Source organism: Lishizhenia sp., assembly GCF_057456495.1.
This window is the reverse complement of sequence record NZ_JBVCPV010000036.1, coordinates 1-19,272: the sequence shown is the minus strand read 5'-3', so window position 1 is coordinate 19,272 and position 19,272 is coordinate 1. Positions and strand designations below refer to the sequence as shown.

The window sequence follows — 19,272 nt, the reverse complement described above, 5'->3', positions numbered from 1 at the left end:
CCGCTTAAATCTACTTCTGAGAAATAATGTGTTCTTGGTGCATAATCCAAATCTGGATTCGATAAATCTGCTCCTGTAAAATTAAAGCTACCTTCAAACCCACCATTGTAGTACACACTCAAACTACCACCTGCTGAGTTATTAGCTGCCACAGACTGATTGTTGCGCAAGGCAATTTGTAAAGCATCACTCATCTTTCCATTCGGATTATTTCTGTAGTGATCCCATGGCACTTGTGTGTAATCTTTCAACAAAGTGTTTAAAGGATATGTAAATGCAAAATCTTCGAATAAGGTATCATCATATGTAGACAATTCTCTAAGCGTCACATAATCCACATGAAACTGATCCAAAGCACCTGAAGGCAATCCATAATTTACAAAACGGAATTGAAATCCATCTGCTAAATACTTGGCTTCGGTAATACCAATATGGCCCGCATTGAAATTAGAACCTTGTCCACCTTGTGTACTCCACACCCTCTCCCATATTTGATCTACAGGCGAGTAAAATTCAACAATCAAAGAATCATCTGATTCCGTTGGGTCTCCAAGACCTTCTGTTTGATATAAAAAACTAAAGTATACAGAATCACTCGCAGAAAAAGCCCCCATATTAATGGGCTTCGAGGTCAAATAATCACACAATGCATTATTGTTAGAATTAAAATTGTAGGGATATCCTCTTTCGTTTAATCCATCGAAGGTTACCACCCCTAAACTAATTGGATTAATTGCCATTCTGTAGTTGTGGTAAGCATAATCATCCAACCATAACTTCGTTGAATCATTCAATTGCGAAAAGAAAATACGCGCTTCAAATTGTTGAAACTCTGCATCTACTACAAACACAGTATCTGAGGTCAAGTTTCCATTAACAATTGTATCAAACACGTAATAATTAGGGTAAGCAAAGTTCTGTATATAATTTACAGGATATACCTCTAGCTCACTAAATTCAAAAACGGTACTATCGTAATATACCGTATCACTCGTATTGTTATCTACGTTCACATTCACTTTAAAAGTCTTGCTTGCAGTTAACTTTGTTCCTGCAGGTAAAGGAGTTGTACTTCCTTCGGCCAACATAGAGTAATACAATTCACTGGTTACCCCAACACCCGAATAGTTGGTTGGATAAACCTGAAAATTATTACGTGAAAAATCATCAAAGAATGGCAGTTCTACCGTATCTGATTGATAAATGAATGTACTGTCAAATGAATTTTCTAAACTCTTTTGTTCTACTGCTACAACTTCTCTTTGGAGATAAGGATTACTCACCAAAGGAGCTACACTTTCTTGTGCAAAAGCAGTAATTCCTGATATAAGGATGGATATAGCAAAAGCTATTCTTCTCATAATTTCTATTCTACGATTGTTTCCTGACGGTTATCTATAAAATTCAACGTGGCAAAAGCCGTTACAGTTGCCCCACTCGGCACCATAGACCCTTCTCCCGCAACTGGTGTTTGAGCATTGATAATGGCCTTTGCACTATCCGCAGCGGTAATACATTCCGGACAAGACACATATAAATTCAATCCAACACTCGCATTTAAACGCGTTTGCGCCTCTTTTATTGTTAAACCGTATAAATTAGGAACGGGTAATAATTCGCCATTGGCATTTCTACCCACAACTAACTCTACTACAGAATTAATAGGTAATTGCGCTCCATCTTTGATGGACTTCCCTCTATACTTCACATCTAATACAGATCCAGGCGTTTCAGATGCTACATAGGTAGTCTTAGAACGCAAACCAACCGTTGTAATTAATGCCTCTGCAAAACGTTGCGACTTATCAATAAGTTTTGGCATTTTCACATTTCGGGTGCGTTTAGAAACACGGAGCTTAATTTTACGGCCCGACTTCACATATTGCCCTGATTTCACTGTTGGTAAAGGATCTTGATAAATCACCGTACCATCTACTAAACCGGGTTTATACACTGAGTCTAGTACTTCATACTCTAACCCAGTTCCATTTAATAAGGTTTCTACATCTCTAATGTTAACAACATACTCGCGACCATCACTCACAAGTGTAGGCACTTCAACTTTCTCCCCGTGTTTGGTGGTAGATTCAAAATACGATAATGCTCCCCAAATAATGGCTACCCATGCCAAAATAATGATAAGGATATTGATCCAGAAAGCTTTAGATGTTAAAAGATTGAAGGTCTTCCCTATTAAACTCATTTCCGATTAGTTTGCAACAAATATAGAAATATACTCTTCCAAAAGATAGCCCCAAAAGTCTATTCTTTGTTAAGAACAATTATTTGCTCATAACTTTTACATATTTGACTTTACACTCCCCTAGATTAAACTTTATTTTTGTTTCAAATATGTATTATGAAAAAGGTTGGACTTCTCTACGGTGGTTACTCATCAGAATTTGAAATTTCGAAGAACAGTGCGCACACTATATTTAACAATAGCGCCAACAACTACCAACTTTATTTAATTGAAGTTAAACAAGAGGCATGGACTGTCATCCTTGATGATATACGCATTCCATTTGACCTGGAGAACTTTCAATTTAAGCACGAAGGAGAGAACATTCAACTCGACGCAGCACATATATACATACACGGAAACCCTGGAGAAAACGGAAAGATACAAGCCCTATTAGACATGAAGGGGATTCCTTATGTAAATTCCAATGCTTTAGCCAGCGAACTTTCGTTTGACAAGTGGTTTTGTAATCAATTCTTAAAAGGATTAGGGTGCAATGTTGCCAAGAGTCACGTGCTCCAAAAGAATACATCCTACAATGTAGAGAATATTGTACAAGAGTTAGGACTTCCCTTATTTGTTAAACCTTGCGATAGCGGATCTAGCTATGGTATTTCAAAAGTGAAAACCCAGAAAGATCTCACCCCCGCTATTGACGCTGCTTTTCAAGAGGGTCAAACCGTAGTAATAGAAAGCTTTTTAGACGGAAGAGAATTTACTTGTGGAGTTTACGAAGATGAAAACGGTATTCACCCACTTCCAGTAACAGAGATCATTTCAGACACAGATTTTTTCGATTTTACAGCAAAATACGAAGGAAAATCGCAAGAAATCACTCCTGCCAATTTGGATCAAGCATCTACAGCCGCTATTCAAAAAGAGACAGTAAAAGCCTATCAACTCTTGCAACTATCATCTGTAGCTCGTGTAGATTTCATGTTGGTAAATGGTACGCCATACATTATCGAAGTAAATACCACTCCAGGCTTTAGTAAAGCTTCCATAGTGCCTCAAATGTTAGCCGCAGAGGGGACTAAAATTTCAGATTTCTGGACAAATATTTACAAATTCATTTTAGAAAAGTAGGCTCCCTTTTCGCGCTATCCCCTATAGTCCCCAAAAAATAGTTTAAATCGCAAAAAAGCTACCATCACTTCCGCTGGTCGTAAAGGTAGCTCGTGGCTTACTAAAACTCTATTTTGGGGAGCTACCAGTACTATCGCGGGTAGATTTACATATTAGCTATAGCATTGAATAGCTGCTCAAACCTTACAACCATCGTTCTAGAACTTGTGTTAAAATTCTGGGCCACAACGGCAAAAGCATACTTCTTTCCAGACTTACCGTAAACGTAACCCGCATAAGATTTTACACCACTCAAAGAACCACTTTTCGCCTTAATCCTACCTTGACCAGCCTCTCCGTTACACACATATTTTAACGTACCACTTACACCGGCTATCGGCAAAGTAGTCTCAAAATCTTCCATCTTCTTCGATTGATGCATATACGTAAGCATCTCTACGAAATGTTGAGCAGATATCCTGTTGGTTCTCGATAACCCACTCCCATCTGTCATTTCGAATCCTCCACTTAACTTATCCTTCCAGAAATTATTCAAAGTAGATAGACCTGATTCAATACTCGTATTTCCTTGATCATCTTTCCCCAACCACGTTAACAATTGTTCCGCGTACAGGTTAATACTTTTATGGTTGGTTAATACTGCTATCTCCAACAAGGACTTTCCTTTAAAAGCAGTCACTATCCTGTCATCAACAGGGTAGATTTCTTCTAAATCAGCACGAGAGCTATGCACAGCTTCTGCAGCACCTTCTACTACAACTCCTCCTTCTTCTAATTCATTTTTAAAACTGTAGGCCAATAAATATTCTGGATCCGGCACAGAGGCTTTTACTACAAAATCACTTCGGTTGTATGGTATTTCACCACGAACATACCTATTCGTTTGACGCGGCGCTCCGTACACATAAGCATTATCAGTATTCGACCTTGCTGCCACCACAAAATTCTCAAAAGCTACATTTGGCATTTGCGGCTCTACTTTAGTAATACTGGTTAAACTACCTATACCTCCCGATTTAAAGTGCAGCTCCATCAAATTATCAAACACCGTACACCCTGCCGGACCTGCACCATAATAATTCCCCATATCATTCCACGTCCAATCTTTAGGTATCCCTTCTTGAGCATAAGCACTTCCATCTGCAATAACACTTCCCGTAATGCGCTTAATCCCTTTAGCCTGTACCGCAGCACTCCACTGCTTTAAAAAGGCATATTTTTCTTCCCCTTCAAAAAAGTATTTACTTCCTAGACTAGGGTCACCACACCCTTTCACCACCAAATCTCCCTTCAAAATACTGTCTTGCACAAAACCTGTGAAATAAACTTTTGTGGTTAATGCATAATCACTTGGAAAACGCAATAGGTTGGTTGCCGTTGTAAACAGTTTTGCAGTTGACGCCGTTGCCATGGTTGCTTTTTCATTGTGTGCAATAACCACCTCATCCGTACTCAAATCTTTCACTACAAATCCAAGCGTGGCATTTTCCATATCCGGTTTAGCTAGTAAACTTTTTAAATGCTGCTGCAAAACATTTAATTGTCCCAAACCGGCTGACATAAAGCCTAATCCAATCACTAATGCTACTATCTTCTTCATATTATCTATCTTCTTACTCTACACGTCGATTTTCCGTGAAGTTTGTCTAAATATTAGATTTACTTAATTTAGGACTCCTATATTTACAGGAAATCGAGATTACTTGACAAAGAAGATAAAAATACTCAGAATTATCAACCGGTTCAACATTGGAGGTCCAACCTTTAATGCTACTTTTTTAACTGCGTTTCTTTCTGATGAATTCGAAACTAAATTAATTGGAGGTGTTCCTGATGAAGGAGAAAAAGACTCCTTGCACATTTTAGAACAATACGGTGTGCAACCTCAAGTTATTTCTTCTTTGCAGCGCAACCCAAACTACAAGACAGATAGGGCGGCTTACCAAGAAATCAAGAAAATTATCGAAGATTTTAAACCAGACATTGTACACACCCACGCCTCGAAAGCAGGTGCTCTGGGCAGAAAGGCAGCACATGCCTGCAAAGTCCCGGTAATCGTTCACACGTTTCATGGTCACGTTTTTCACTCTTATTTTGGAAGATTAAAAACGTTACTTTTCAAGAATATTGAACGCAATTTGGCAAAAAAATCTACACAGATTATCGCAATAAGTCCCCTCCAAAAACAAGAGCTAACGCAAGTACATAAAATTTGCAAAGCTTCAAAAACAAGTGTTATTCCTTTGGGGTTTGATTTAGGTAAATTTCAAGAAAACTTAACTTCTAACAGGGAGAGAATTCGTAAACAATACCGGGTTTCTAATGACGAAGTTGCAATTGCAATTGTAGGTAGACTTGCTCCAATAAAAGACCATGATTTTTTCTTAGACGCCATTGAAAAATTAACACAAAGCACTGCCAAAAAGTTTAAAGTCTTTATTGTAGGCGATGGAAGCGAGTTCCATAACATTGATGCAAGAGTACAATATCTAAATAGTAAATATGGGACTGAAATCATTATGACTTCCTGGGTAAAAAATATTGCTGAATTTAATGCAGGAATGGACCTAATTTGCTTAAGCTCGAAAAACGAAGGAACACCTGTAAGTTTAATAGAGGCGCAAGCAACCAACCTTCCGGTAATTAGTACTGATGTTGGTGGTGTGCGAGATATTGTAATAGATGGAGAGACTGGATTTATAGTTGAAAAAGGAAATCTTGAAACCTACACTGAAAAATTGCGTTTACTCATAGAAGACGATGAATTACGAATTAAAATGGGAACCAACGGGTACCCGCATGTTTGCGAAAAATTTCACTACAAGAGATTGGTAGCAGACATGGAAAAGTTATATAAACAACTTTTAGAAAAATGAAACACCTTTTTTATCTCTTCCTTATCATAGCTTTTACTTCGTGTAACATCAACAGTAATTTGATGTTCAAAAATATTGACAATTCAGATATTGTGGTAAAAGATAGTATCCCTATGACTCCTGAGGAGAGTTATAGAATGAGTGTTAACGACAGGTTCAGTTTCGAACTTTATCCGCAGGATGGAGAACAAATTGTAGAAAACACAGGTCAAACCCAGCTAAGTACAAAATCTTTAGATTACACCATACGTCCAGACGGAAAAGCAGAACTTCCTGTTATTGGTGATGTGCACCTTGCAGGCTTAACAATTGAAGCTTGTGAAGACACGTTGGAATACTATTTTTCATTTACGCACCAGAACCCTTTTGTACAGGTTAAAGTACTCAACAAACGCGTTATTGTGTTCCCAGGTAACGGTGGTGAAGCCAAAGTTGTGAACCTCATCAATGAAAACACTACTTTAATGGAAGTCCTAGCTATGGCAGGAGGAATTGCCGAAAGGGGAAAAGCAAAATCAATCAAAATTCTTAGAGCAGTTGAAGACCACAGAGAAGTATATGAAATTGATTTAAGCACCATAGATGGATTGGCTTATACAGATATGGTAATACAGGCCAATGATTATATCTACATAGCGCCTACGAAAGAAATAACACGTGGAGTTTTACGAGAAGTTACTCCTTTAATTGGAATAATTACTTCATCTCTTGCCATAATTACTATCTTTTCGAAATTGTAAACACTCCATGAACATTTCTAAAAATCGATTTTTTGTAAACACAGATTTTGATCTTGACATCATCCGTAATGTCTTGAAAAAAAACTTCTTGTTTGCTTTTCTGATTATTGCCTTTTTTGGAGCGCTTTCCTTTCTCTACTTGAGGTATACCAAACCGGTGTACCAGTCTCAAATGGTTATTCAAATAGACAATGAAGATCAGGGAGCGAATGTATTAGACCTTAAAAATGTAAATAACGACGGGAACATTTCTAAAGAAATTGAATTATTGCGTTCCCAATTTTTATTTGAGGAAGCTTTAAAGCGACTTGATTTAGAAGTGAGTCATTTCGCCAAGGGAGAATTTTTAACCGAAGAACGTTATACCCAATCACAATTTCAGGTACAATTAATTAACCTGGTAGATGAAAGCCTTTACAACGTACCCATATACATATTCAAAGATGCTGACAACAGATTTAAAATAAAATACGAGTACAAAGGCAAACAAAGAATTGAGGAGGTTTACCTTAATCAGGCCTTTAAAAATGAACTCTTCCACATCTTTATTCAGTCAGACAATGAAGAGGTTTTAAACCGAGACATTAACGATAATGAACTCTACTTTGTGTTCAACAATACACAAAGCTTGATGGGTCGACTTCATGGAAACCTCTCTATTTCCCCCTTAGACATTCAAGCTAAAAGTATACTAATCTCTTACCGCAGTAACAACGCTCATCTATCGCAAGATATTTGTAACGCAGTGGGCGAAAGTTTCTTTGATTATGATGATCATCTCCAGCAAGAGAGTAGCGAAAAAATCTTAAAGTTCATCAATGATCAATTAGATTCACTCAATAAGGAACTCATACTTTCGAGAAATGCCTTAACCGAATTTCAACGTCGCGAAAACCTATCTGATTTAGACAATATTGAAAGTAATCTATCTTCGAAGGTAACTAGCCTAGAGAATGAATTAGAAAAGTTAAAAATAGAACATACCGACTTAAAGCGAATAAAAAAAGAAATCAACAATTCTCCGCGCAGTACAGAGGTCTACAAATTACTTCCGGTACTTATAGAAAAAAGTTATCAAAACGTATTAAAGGAACAGATTGAAAACCTTTTTGCTAAACTTGAGAAAAGAGAAAACTTGTTGTACACCGTAACTGAAGAAAGCAGAACTGTTACGCAACTCGACAAAAAGATTGCAGCGGATATAGAAATCACCAATAAAATAATCGATGCCCTTGAAAAGAAAACGGCTGAACGCATTGAATTCTTAAAAAATGAAGTAAAAACTGCCCGCCTACAATTCTTCTCTATTCCCGATAAAAAAATGGAGTTGAGTAGATTAAAAAATAAGCAAGATCTCAATGAAAAATACTACACTTCATTAAACGAGAAAAAGGTTGCCTACGCAATTTCAAATGCAGGGTATACTTCAAATAACAAAGTACTGTCCAAAGCACCGCTTAATACAACCCCCGTTGAACCCAATAGATTTCAAATCTATTACACCTACTTTATTTTAGGTTTTCTACTCGCTCTTCTTTTCTTGTTTTTCAAATACGTGAGTTACGATGAACTTAACAACTTGGCAGATTTAGAGAAGCTCGCACAAAATCAAATGAATATTTTAGGGTCTATTCCTTTCGAAAATTCAAACTCTTCTTATTCTCAACTGGTAGTTCACAATAATCCAAAATCTTTCTTGTCGGAAGCTTTTAGAGCGATTCGAAGTAATTTGAAGTTTGTAAACCCAGAAGCACAGACTATTGCCATTTCCTCATCCATATCCGGTGAAGGAAAAACCTTTATTGCATTGAATTTAAGTGCTATTCTAGCGATGTCTGGAAAACGCGTCGTTATTCTAGATTTAGACCTTAGAAAGCCTAAAGTTCATTTGGGGGTAGATCTGGAGAACAAACAAGGTATATCCGATTATTTAAGTCAGAACAGCACCTTAGAAGAATGCATCAACAAAGATGTTATTCCCAACCTTGATGTTATAACCGCTGGTAGTATTCCTCCCAACCCTTCAGAACTTATTTTAAGCAAACACCTCACAGAGCTGATTGAAGAGCTTAAAACAAAGTACGATTATGTCCTCATAGACAACCCTCCTGTCGGTATCGTTTCTGACGGCGTTCAGATTTTACATGATGCTGACATTCCTATTTATATCTTTAAGGCGAATTATTCCAAACGTCAGTTTATTAAACGCGTTTTGGAATTGAAAGAAATTCAAAAAATCAAATCTATTAACCTCCTCTTAAATGGTGTAGAAAAACGTAACTCAAAGTATGGATATGGCTACGGTTACGGATATGGCTACACAGTTGATAAAAAGAAAAATAGACGATTTAAAAAATGAAATTTATAAAAGGCGACTTAGAAGGACTTTGGATTATAGAACCTAAGGTTTTTGGTGATCACAGAGGATACTTCATGGAAAGTTTTCAAAGTGAAAAATTTGAAGCTGAAACAGGACATAAAGTAAACTTTGTGCAAGACAACGAATCCCTTTCTGCTAAAGGAGTATTACGTGGTTTACACTTTCAAAAGCCACCTCATGCACAAGGTAAATTAGTGCGTGTTATTTCCGGTGCCGTTTTAGATGTTGCCGTTGATATACGAAAAGATTCTCCCACTTATGGAAAACACCAGAGTATTGTTCTAACGGGAGAAAACAAAACTCAATTTTACATTCCACCAGGCTTTGCACATGGATTTTTAACGCTAGAAGACAATACGCTTTTCAGTTACAAATGTACAGACTTCTACCATCCTGAAAGTGAAGGATCTCTTGCTTGGTTTGATCAGGATTTAGGAATAGAATGGGGTGATATTGCTCCGGTAATTTCTGATAAAGATAAAGATGCTGGATCTTTTGCATCTTTTACATCACCGTTTTAACTGGTAGTACATGTCTATACTTACGGTTAAAATCATACAGATTCTCATTTTTTTCTTTTTGGGAATTGCAGTGTCTATTATGACAAATGGACTAATATTACACTTTGCTCAAACACTGGGAATCCGCAATAAAAATGATGTCATTATTCGATGGAGTAACGAATCGAAACCTTCTCTAGGAGGTATTAGCTTCTTTGTCGTATTTATGTTCTCAATTATTGCCTTTGCCATATTTTATGCTGACGGAAATATCTTTAGAAATCTTGAATTTTTAGGATTACTTGCCGGGGCTGTAGTAGCCTTTTTTATGGGGATGGCTGACGATGCCTACAACACCAGACCTTGGTTGAAACTCTCTATGCAGATTCTGTGTGGAGTAATTTTAGTGCTCTTTGATACAGTCATAAACATATCATCCTCACATTTATTCAATGCTACCTTCACAATAATATGGGTTGTTGGTATAATGAACAGCCTCAATATGCTCGACAATATGGACGGCATTACAGCAACTGTAGTTATAGGTATATTGATAAGCTGCTTGTTAATTAGCTTTATCACGCTTGACATTAACACCAATTTCTGGACCATTATTTTGGTTACTCAAGTGGGAGGTCTCATCGGATTCTTAAAGTATAATATTCACCCTTCCAAAATGTTTATGGGAGATACAGGTTCGCAATTCATCGGTTTATTCGTTAGCTTCTTCTCCATTAAAGGATTGTGGAATTCTACTTCTTTTCTAGATTTAGAAGCGTGGAAAGCCATTGTGATTACCCTTGTAGCCTTTACCCCTGCAATCGTAGATACTTTAACTGTTTCTATTAACAGGATTATGGCCGGAAAATCCCCAATGGTTGGAGGGAAAGACCATACTACACACCACATGGTTTACAAAGGAAAATCTGATTTTCAAGTTTGGCTAAACTTTCTCATGCTCACGCTATGCTCCACCATTTTAAGTATATTACTTATCCTATTAATCGAGGTAGATATTTACATAAGCTGGGGAATTGGATTGATCTATTTTATAGGTGTATTTTACAGACTTTACGGCAATACACTGCGCTATAAAGCTCCCAAAAAATAGAAGGACTTGGATAATTTTGTTATTTTACATCTATGGCAAAATTCATCATATTCATCCTTTTAGGCACTTTATTATGGGCATGCAATAATTCACCCACTATACAAAAAGAAGAAACTATCGTTCACAACAACGTAGAATCATCTTTTAGTGATTTTATCATCCCCGATTACATCGAATTTTTAGACACCAAAGTTCTATTAAAGGATATAGATATACGAGAAAGATATGAACGTGAAATAATCACAAATGCTTATTATCACTCTAGTACCTTCTTTATCTTGAAAAGAAGTAAACGCTGGTTTCCAGTTATTGAGAAAATTCTTAAAGAGGAAGGACTCCCTGATGACTTTAAATACTTAGCAGTTGCTGAAAGTGGATTAACACAAGCAAGAAGCTATGTTGGAGCACTTGGATTTTGGCAATTTATGGAAGGTACAGCCAAAGATTACGGCCTAATCATTAATAAAGACATTGACGAAAGAAAACATGTTGTAAAAAGTACACGTGCAGCTTGTGCCTATCTTAAAGATGCAAAAGAAAAATTGGGAAGTTGGATACTTGCAGCGGCGGCATATAATAGAGGTGTAAATGGAATATCAAAAAATCTCGAAGGACAATACGCCGATAACTTTTTCGACCTCAATTTGAACACAGAAACATCGCGCTATGTATTCAGAATCATGGCATTGAAAGAAATTATAGAACATCCCTCCAACTATAACTTTAAAATAAATACGTACTACTCTCCTTATAAAACCATTCAAAAAATTGTAGATTCTTCCCTTTCAGATTTGTCGCTTTGGGCTAAAAACGAAGGTTTCAATAAAAAAATTCTCAAAAAACTCAATCCGTGGTTAATTTCGAACCAATTAAGGATTGAACCCGGTAAATCCTATGTAATTTTGTTACCTGCAAAAGGGGCTAATTTAAACGCATACCGAGAAGATAATGGAGAGTAAAGATCAGAGAGAGTTTATAGAAATTTACGGTGCTAAAGAACACAATTTAAAGAATGTAGATCTAAAAATACCCCGCAACGAATTAGTGGTATTTACAGGTTTAAGTGGGAGTGGAAAATCTTCTTTGGCATTCGACACCATCTTTGCTGAAGGTCAACGCCGTTACTTGGAAACATTCTCTTCTTATGCTCGTCAATTTTTATCAGGGTTAGAAAGACCGAATGTAGATAAAATTGAAGGCTTAAGTCCTGTGATTTCCATAGAGCAAAAAACGGTTTCAAAAAGTCCGCGTTCAACCGTAGGAACAATCACTGAAATTTATGATTTCTTACGACTTCTCTTTGCCCGTGTTGGAACTGCCTACTCTTACGTAAGTGGTGAGGCCATGGTTAAATACTCTGACGATCAAATTACAGATCTTATTCTCCGCGACTTTAAAGGTGAAAAAATTGCCCTTCTCGCTCCTAAAATCAAAGGTAGAAAAGGACATTACCGCGAACTTTTTGAACAAATTGCAAAACTTGGTTTTACCAAGGTTCGTGTTGACGGGGAGTTGCGTGACATTGAAAAAGGTATGAAACTCGACAGGTATAAGATTCATGATATAGAAATTGTGATTGACCGTTTATCTGTGGAGGAAAAATACAGAACCCGTTTAGCCAAAAGCATACAAACCGCCATGAAATATGGTGATAAATCCATGATGGTGATGAAAAAGGATGACGCTAAAAATGTTCGTCACTTTTCACGTGCTTTGATGTGTCCTACTTCAGGCATAAGTTATCCAGAACCAGAACCCAATTTATTTTCTTTCAACTCTCCTTATGGAGCCTGCCCAAAATGTAGTGGTTTAGGTGAAATTTCAGAAGTGGATGAAAATAAAATCATCCCGAATAGAGATTTGAGTATTGCCAAAGGTGCACTTGCCCCTCTCGGTGAATACAAAAACAACTGGATGTTTAGCTTGCTGGAAGAATTTGTTGAGCAAAATGGATTTACATTAAAAAAACCTCTGAGTGATTTCCCAGAAGAACTCATAGATAAAATTTTGTACGGAGCTAGCGGTTTAAAGGATGCTAGAGGTAGAGACCTTCCAGATTTCGAAGGAGTGGTCAACATTGTTAACCGTCATGCAGAAATGGCTAAAGGAGCCGCTGTAAAAAGATGGGCAGAGAGTTTTTTAAATAAAATCCCTTGTCCCACTTGTCATGGAACACGTATCAAAAAAGAAGCACATTATTTTAAAATATTAGATAAGAACATTGGTGATCTAGCCATGTTCGACATACAAGAACTACACGATTTCTTCGAAGGTATTGAAAAAAAGCTCAATGAAGATCAATTAAAAATTGGTAAGGAAGTCATCAAAGAAATTAGAGATAGAATCAATTTCATTTTAGAAGTTGGGTTAGATTACCTAACCCTACACCGTTCTGCGAAGTCTTTATCTGGTGGTGAAGCACAGCGTATTCGTTTGGCCACACAAATTGGATCTGAACTGATGAATGTATTGTACGTATTGGATGAACCTTCCATTGGACTTCATCAAAGAGACAATACACGTCTGATTGATTCACTTAAGAAATTAAGAGATACAGGAAATTCAGTTATTGTGGTAGAACACGATAGAGAAATGATAGAAGCTGCTGACTTTGTAGTAGACATAGGTCCTGGAGCAGGTGTAAATGGTGGAGCCATTGTTAATGCGGATAAATTCTCTAACATCAAAGAGGTAAATTCTCATACTACTTCGTATTTATTGGGTGATAAAGAAATTGAACTCCCTACAGAAAGAAGAAAAGGAAATGGCAACTACTTAAGCTTACTTGGAGCCAGTGGTCACAACCTTAAAAATGTAGATATTGCTGTACCACTAGGTACTTTCACCTGTGTTACGGGAGTATCTGGAAGTGGTAAATCTACCTTAATCAACCAGACGCTCTACCCTATACTAAATGCACACATCTATAACGGTGTTAAAAAGCCTATGCCTTACAAAAAGGTTGAAGGCTTGGAGCACATTGATAAAGTTATAGAAATAGATCAAAGTCCGATAGGAAGAACACCTCGTTCTAACCCTGCAACATACACCAATGTATTTACGGAAATACGTTCACTTTACGCCTCAATGCCTGAAGCCCAAATTAGAGGGTATAAGCCTGGAAGGTTTAGTTTCAATGTTAAAGGAGGTAGATGTGAGACCTGTAAAGGTGCCGGAGTAAAGGTGATTGAGATGAATTTCTTACCAGATGTTCATGTTGAATGCGAAACGTGCAATGGGAAACGTTATAATAGAGAAACACTGGAAATCAGGTACAAAGGAAAATCCATTTCAGATGTTTTAGACATGAACATTGGAGCGGCTTCTAAGTTTTTTGAAAACATACCAAAAATTCACAGAATTCTGAGTACATTAGAATCAGTAGGATTAGGGTATATCAAACTTGGACAACCCTCTACCACTGTATCAGGAGGAGAAGCTCAGCGTATTAAATTATCAACAGAACTCTCTAAACGATCAACTGGAAAAACCTTTTACATCCTGGATGAACCGTCAACAGGATTGCATTTTGAAGATATTAGAATGTTACTCGAAGTATTACAACGTTTAGTTGAAGAGGGAAACACTGTGCTTGTTATCGAACACAACTTAGATATCGTTAAAGTGGCAGACCACATTATAGACATAGGTCCAGAAGGTGGAAAAGGTGGTGGAAATGTTTTATTCCAAGGAAGTCCCGAAGGTTTGGCCAATCTTAAAAGGTCAAAATCTCATACAGGAAAATACCTGAAGAAAGAACTAAAACTCTAATGTATGAACAAAGTAAAAAAGGACTGGAACGAAATAAAAACAAACGATAGTTGGGCGATTTTTAAAATCATGTCTGAGTTTGTTGAAGGCTACGAAAAAATGGCCAAAATTGGTCCGTGTATTTCTATCTTCGGATCTGCACGTACAAAAGATCATGACAAATACTATAAAATAGGTACTGAAATTGCGCAACAGCTTTCTCAAAAAGGATACGGAATCATTACTGGAGGTGGTCCCGGAATTATGGAAGCTGGAAACAAAGGTGCTCAAGAAGGAGGAGGACAGTCAGTAGGATTAAACATCGATCTTCCCTTTGAGCAAAATTGCAACCCCTTTATAGATCCACAACACAATCTTCAGTTTGATTACTTCTTCGTGAGAAAAGTAATCTTTGTAAAATATTCACAAGGATTTATTATTCTTCCAGGTGGTTTTGGAACCTTGGATGAGCTATTTGAAGCTTTGACATTGATGCAAACCAAAAAGATTAACAAACGTCCTTTTGTGTTAGTAGGAAGTGATTATTGGTCTGGCTTAATAGATTGGATCAAAAAAACAATGCTAGAAAAAGAAAACAACATTAACGAGAAAGATTTAGAACTCTTTACTGTTGTAGACGATGCAAAATCTGCTATTGACTTCGTGGATGACTTCTTTAAAATCAATTCTTTCACGCCAAACTTCTAGTATACATAAGGGCTTGGGTAAGTTTTAGAAATAAATTTTACTTTTGCGCTTTGGTACAAAACTCTTAGAATGAGACTAGCATATTTAGCACTAAAGTTTACGTTAAAATTTTCTTTATGGGTATACTACCCAAGAACTAGGAAAATAAACGAACCTACAAAAAGATTTGCGAGAACAATATTCGTGAGTAATCACGCAGCATCTTTTATGGACCCTTTGGTGGTTGCTTCTAACCAAAAGCCCATTGTGTTTTTTATGACAAGAGCTGATGTGTTTAAACCCATTATGAAGCCTATTCTTTGGGCCGCACACATGCTGCCTATTTACAGAGCTCACGACGGAGAAGACACCAAAAAGAAGAACGAGGAAGTTTTTGAAAAATGTAATAGAATTTTAAAACACGGAAGAAGTTTACTCATCTTCGGAGAAGGGTTTACTGACGATGTGTTTATTCGTAGATTAAAACCTTTGAAAAAAGGAGCTGCACGTATAGGTTTTGGAGCATTAGAAAAAATCAATTGGTCTAAAAACATATACATACAAACAGTTGGCGTTAATTATACCGAACCTAATAAATTTGGGAGTGGAACATTAATTTCTAACGGAAATCCAATTTGTTTAAACGATTACCAAAAGGAATATGAAGAAAATCCTAATCGCGTAATCACGCATCTTACTCAACAAATAGAAAAAGATTTACGTTCACAGTTAACACATGTTGATAAAAAGGATTGGGCACCTTTCCATGAAAACGTAATGCGTTTAACCCGTAAGGGAATGAACCCAGACAATTTCGACAAGAAATACACCTTGGTCGAACGTTGGAAATACTCGCAACAATTGGCCAATTGGCTCAATAAACAAGATCTAGAGAAAGACGAAGAATTAATAGGACTTAAGAAAGATACAGACAGGTACTTCGCTTTATTGAAAAGAAGCAAGTTAGACGAAAAATACATGTTCAATTTAGTAAATGAAGAAACAACTCGTTACAAAGATTTGATGTTCTTCATTTTGAGTCTACCGGTAACAATACTTGGACTTATCCACGGATTTATTCCATACATCATTACTAAAAAATTCGTGGAGAAAACCATGAAAAGAAAAGTGTTTTGGAGTTCTGTAAAAATGATGGTAGGTCACATATTAATGGGATTATACAACGTTGGTATAGTAATGCTCTTGAACGCCTTGATCATAAAGAACACTCCACTTGCTTGGGCGTACTTCTTTTTAGTTCCTATGATGTCGGGCTTAATTGCCTACAGAGCCATACAGCGTCTTAAAGACTTCAAAATAAAATCTAAGCTGGCTAAGCAAGATGTTTCTACCTTGGTTAAAATGAGAAAAGATATTAAGGAGAAAATTGAAGCGCTTATCCCTGTTGCTTAGCGATAAATAGCATAAGGGCAAAACATATGATTACCGAAGCAGCTATGTTCATAAAAGCATAGAAATAAAGCTTGTCTTGAAACAGTTGAACACTCTCTAGACTGAACGTAGAAAACGTGGAGAATCCTCCACAAAAACCTATTCCAATTAAAGAGTAAAGCCAAGGCTGTTCGTTAATTTTATCTTTAAATAGATACACTGTAACAGCCAAAATGAGACACGCTAAAATATTGGTAAGAATGGTCGCCAATGGAAAATTCTTTTGCCATTGTACGGTTTTGAAAAAATAACTGATTCCAAATCTTGAGACACTCCCCAATCCTCCTCCTATAAATATTGCTAGCCAATTCATAGCACTAAAATAAGATTTATTTCAGAACGCTATTACTTCTCCAATGGCTTGATACAGCGCTGAAAAAAGAAACGGTATAAAAGATAAGCTACTCCGCAACCTACCACTGCGCCTGCCGCAATATCTGAAAGGTAATGTACACCAAGATAGATTCGGGAAAAAGAAACGAAAGTTGCCCAAAGCAACAACCACAACATTATGTTCTTGAAATAAGGCTTAAGGACCAAACCGCTCAACATTGCTATTCCAAAGGAATTGGTTGCATGTCCTGAGATAAAGCTAAACCTTCCCCCTCTGTAAAACTCGCCCGGTCTCATTTCATAGAAATGCAGTTGGTCGGTTAACAAAAGATTATGGGAGGGTCTCCATCTACCCACTAAAGGCTTAAAGAGCGTACTCGATATTTGATCACAAAACAAGATGAGTAATGCAAAAGTACCGAGAAAGATTAAAAAGTTTTTGAGTTTGTACTTCTTATACACCAGTATAAAAAGTAAAAGGTATAGCGGGAACCAAACAGGAATCTTGCTAGTGTACCACATAATCTCATCCAAAACGGGGTTGTGGAGTCCATTAATTGCTACAACAATATTCCTGTCTAATTCTTCTAAATACGCTATCATTTATTCAAATGTTTCCAGATCAAATCCTTCAACTCTAAAATATTCATTTGAGCTACTGATGAAATAAAGAGGTGAGGAATATTCGGTAAATCCTGCTCCATTTCAGCCTTCAACTCGTCGTCTATCATATCCGACTTGGTAATGGCCAATAACCTTTCCTTGTCTAACAATTCTGGGTTATACAACTTTAATTCATTCAATAAAACTTTGTATTCTTTATGGATATCATCGCTGTCCGCAGGAACCATAAACAATAACAATGAGTTACGTTCAATGTGTCTTAAAAAACGTAAACCTAAACCTTTTCCTTCGTGCGCTCCCTCTATAATTCCAGGAATATCTGCCATCACAAAAGATTGATTATCTCTGTACGACACCATACCTAAATTAGGTTTAAGTGTAGTAAATGGATAATCTGCAATTTCTGGTTTAGCTGCAGAGACTACAGAAAGTAAAGTACTTTTTCCTGCATTAGGGAAACCTACTAAACCTACATCTGCCAATACTTTCAACTCTAAAATGAGCCAACCTTCCTGAAAAGGCTCTCCCGGTTGAGCGTATCTTGGCGTTTGGTTGGTAGACGACTTAAAGTTATCGTTACCCAAACCACCTCTACCTCCAGGCATTACAATTTCTTCTTGACCGTCCTCAGAAATCTCAAACATGATTTCTTTGGTTTCAGCATCACGAATTATTGTACCTATAGGCACTTCGATGTAAACATCCTCTCCTTGTGCACCCGTCTTCAGCTGACCAGAGCCATGTCCTCCATGTCCAGCCTTATGGTGTTTCTGGTATTTCAGGTGTAGTAAAGTCCACATTTGCTTGTTTCCACGCACAATGATGTGTCCACCTCGACCACCGTCTCCACCATCTGGTCCACCTTTAGGGATGTACTTCTCTCTACGCATGTGGGTAGACCCAGCCCCGCCGTTACCAGACTTACAATGAATCTTTACATAATCTACAAAACTAGTACCCGCCATGTTGTGTTTTTACAATTTATCTATTGCTGTGTATAAACGCTCAGAAATCTCATCCATAGAACCCAATCCGTCAATTGCAATAAATTTATCTTGCTTTTGATAGAATTCTTTTACCGGTTCAGTTTCTTTTCTGTACACGTTAATTCTGTTTTGAATAATAGCTGGATCAGCATCATCTGCTCTACCAGATACTTCAGCACGTTTTGCCAAACGCGTTTTCAACTCCTCTTCTGGAACCTCTAATGCTAACATTGCAGAAATAGACATATCCATAGAAGCTAAGAACTCGTCTAAAGCTGTTGCTTGCGCATTAGTTCTCGGGAAACCGTCAAAAATAAACCCTTTTGCTTCTGGGTATTTTTTCACTTCAGACTTTAACATATCAATCGTTACCGCATCAGGAACCAATTGTCCTTTATCGATGTAACTCTTTGCCAAAACTCCAAGCTCAGTTCCGCCACCAATGTTGGCTCTAAAAATATCTCCTGTTGATAAGTGTACTAAATCGTATTTAGTAATCAACCTT

17 protein-coding genes are annotated in these 19,272 nt (G+C 37.2%); 10 read left to right on the top strand and 7 right to left on the bottom strand.

The annotated features are described in order from the left end of the window. Both AC22ZQ_RS04285 and AC22ZQ_RS04280 read right to left on the bottom strand, forming a co-directional pair. Window positions 1–1,361 (bottom strand): hypothetical protein (locus AC22ZQ_RS04285; RefSeq protein WP_318957452.1); only part of this gene is annotated, 1,361 nt, incomplete at its 3' end. 5 nt (window positions 1,362–1,366) lie between these two features. After that, entirely contained in the window at window positions 1,367–2,203 is an 837-nt protein-coding gene (locus tag AC22ZQ_RS04280) for a PASTA domain-containing protein (protein WP_318957451.1), read from the bottom strand. A gap of 156 nt (window positions 2,204–2,359) precedes the next feature. On the opposite strand from AC22ZQ_RS04280, the gene AC22ZQ_RS04275 reads away from it, so the two are divergent. Then, complete coding sequence (locus tag AC22ZQ_RS04275; protein ID WP_318957450.1) at window positions 2,360–3,328, top strand: D-alanine--D-alanine ligase family protein; 969 nt, start codon at window positions 2,360–2,362, stop codon at window positions 3,326–3,328. A 145-nt stretch (window positions 3,329–3,473) separates the two neighbouring features. Here the strand turns inward: AC22ZQ_RS04275 and dacB are convergent, their stop codons facing one another. Beyond that, complete coding sequence (dacB, locus tag AC22ZQ_RS04270; RefSeq protein ID WP_318957449.1) at window positions 3,474–4,928, bottom strand: D-alanyl-D-alanine carboxypeptidase/D-alanyl-D-alanine endopeptidase; 1,455 nt, start codon at window positions 4,926–4,928, stop codon at window positions 3,474–3,476. A gap of 103 nt (window positions 4,929–5,031) precedes the next feature. Here dacB and AC22ZQ_RS04265 point away from each other — a divergent pair, with 103 nt between their 5' ends. The 9 genes from AC22ZQ_RS04265 (at window position 5,032) to AC22ZQ_RS04225 (ending at window position 16,785) form a co-directional block, all read left to right on the top strand. Then, entirely contained in the window at window positions 5,032–6,204 is a 1,173-nt protein-coding gene (locus AC22ZQ_RS04265; protein WP_318957448.1) for a glycosyltransferase, read from the top strand. Continuing rightward, complete coding sequence (locus AC22ZQ_RS04260) at window positions 6,201–6,944, top strand: polysaccharide biosynthesis/export family protein (protein WP_318957447.1); 744 nt, start codon at window positions 6,201–6,203, stop codon at window positions 6,942–6,944. The genes AC22ZQ_RS04265 and AC22ZQ_RS04260 overlap by 4 nt, the downstream gene beginning before the upstream one ends. Before the next feature lie 7 nt (window positions 6,945–6,951). Then, window positions 6,952–9,303 carry an exopolysaccharide transport family protein gene (locus AC22ZQ_RS04255; protein ID WP_318957446.1) on the top strand — a complete coding sequence of 784 codons (2,352 nt, stop codon included), beginning with the start codon at window positions 6,952–6,954 and terminating at the stop codon, window positions 9,301–9,303. Continuing rightward, on the top strand, window positions 9,300–9,845 hold the full coding sequence (gene rfbC / locus AC22ZQ_RS04250; RefSeq protein ID WP_318957445.1) for a dTDP-4-dehydrorhamnose 3,5-epimerase: 546 nt from the start codon (window positions 9,300–9,302) through the stop codon (window positions 9,843–9,845). Before AC22ZQ_RS04255 ends, rfbC begins: the two co-directional genes overlap by 4 nt. A 10-nt stretch (window positions 9,846–9,855) precedes the next feature. Next, window positions 9,856–10,935, top strand: coding sequence for an MraY family glycosyltransferase (locus tag AC22ZQ_RS04245; protein WP_318957444.1), 1,080 nt, complete (start codon window positions 9,856–9,858; stop codon window positions 10,933–10,935). Between the two features lie 32 nt (window positions 10,936–10,967). Continuing rightward, window positions 10,968–11,894, top strand: coding sequence for a lytic transglycosylase domain-containing protein (locus AC22ZQ_RS04240; protein WP_318957443.1), 927 nt, complete (start codon window positions 10,968–10,970; stop codon window positions 11,892–11,894). Then, the gene (gene uvrA / locus AC22ZQ_RS04235; RefSeq protein WP_318957442.1) at window positions 11,884–14,706 is read left to right on the top strand and encodes an excinuclease ABC subunit UvrA; all 2,823 of its coding nucleotides are present in this window, start codon (window positions 11,884–11,886) and stop codon (window positions 14,704–14,706) included. The genes AC22ZQ_RS04240 and uvrA overlap by 11 nt, the downstream gene beginning before the upstream one ends. 3 nt (window positions 14,707–14,709) lie before the next feature. Further along, window positions 14,710–15,393 (top strand): LOG family protein, encoded by a 684-nt coding sequence (locus AC22ZQ_RS04230; protein ID WP_318957441.1) that lies wholly within the window; start codon window positions 14,710–14,712, stop codon window positions 15,391–15,393. A gap of 69 nt (window positions 15,394–15,462) precedes the next feature. Next, a complete protein-coding gene (locus AC22ZQ_RS04225; protein ID WP_318957440.1) occupies window positions 15,463–16,785 on the top strand; it encodes a 1-acyl-sn-glycerol-3-phosphate acyltransferase in 1,323 nt (440 codons plus the stop codon). On the opposite strand, the gene crcB is transcribed toward AC22ZQ_RS04225, so the two are convergent. The 4 genes from crcB to AC22ZQ_RS04205 all read right to left on the bottom strand — a co-directional run. Further along, the gene (gene crcB / locus AC22ZQ_RS04220) at window positions 16,769–17,137 is read right to left on the bottom strand and encodes a fluoride efflux transporter CrcB (RefSeq protein WP_318957439.1); all 369 of its coding nucleotides are present in this window, start codon (window positions 17,135–17,137) and stop codon (window positions 16,769–16,771) included. The genes AC22ZQ_RS04225 and crcB overlap by 17 nt on opposite strands. A 32-nt stretch (window positions 17,138–17,169) precedes the next feature. Further along, window positions 17,170–17,760: a phosphatase PAP2 family protein gene (locus AC22ZQ_RS04215; protein WP_318957438.1), complete on the bottom strand. Its 591-nt coding sequence runs from the start codon at window positions 17,758–17,760 to the stop codon at window positions 17,170–17,172. After that, window positions 17,757–18,746 (bottom strand): GTPase ObgE, encoded by a 990-nt coding sequence (obgE, locus tag AC22ZQ_RS04210; RefSeq protein ID WP_318957436.1) that lies wholly within the window; start codon window positions 18,744–18,746, stop codon window positions 17,757–17,759. Before obgE ends, AC22ZQ_RS04215 begins: the two co-directional genes overlap by 4 nt. Before the next feature lie 9 nt (window positions 18,747–18,755). Next, window positions 18,756–19,272 (bottom strand): adenylate kinase (locus AC22ZQ_RS04205; protein WP_318957435.1); only part of this gene is annotated, 517 nt, incomplete at its 5' end.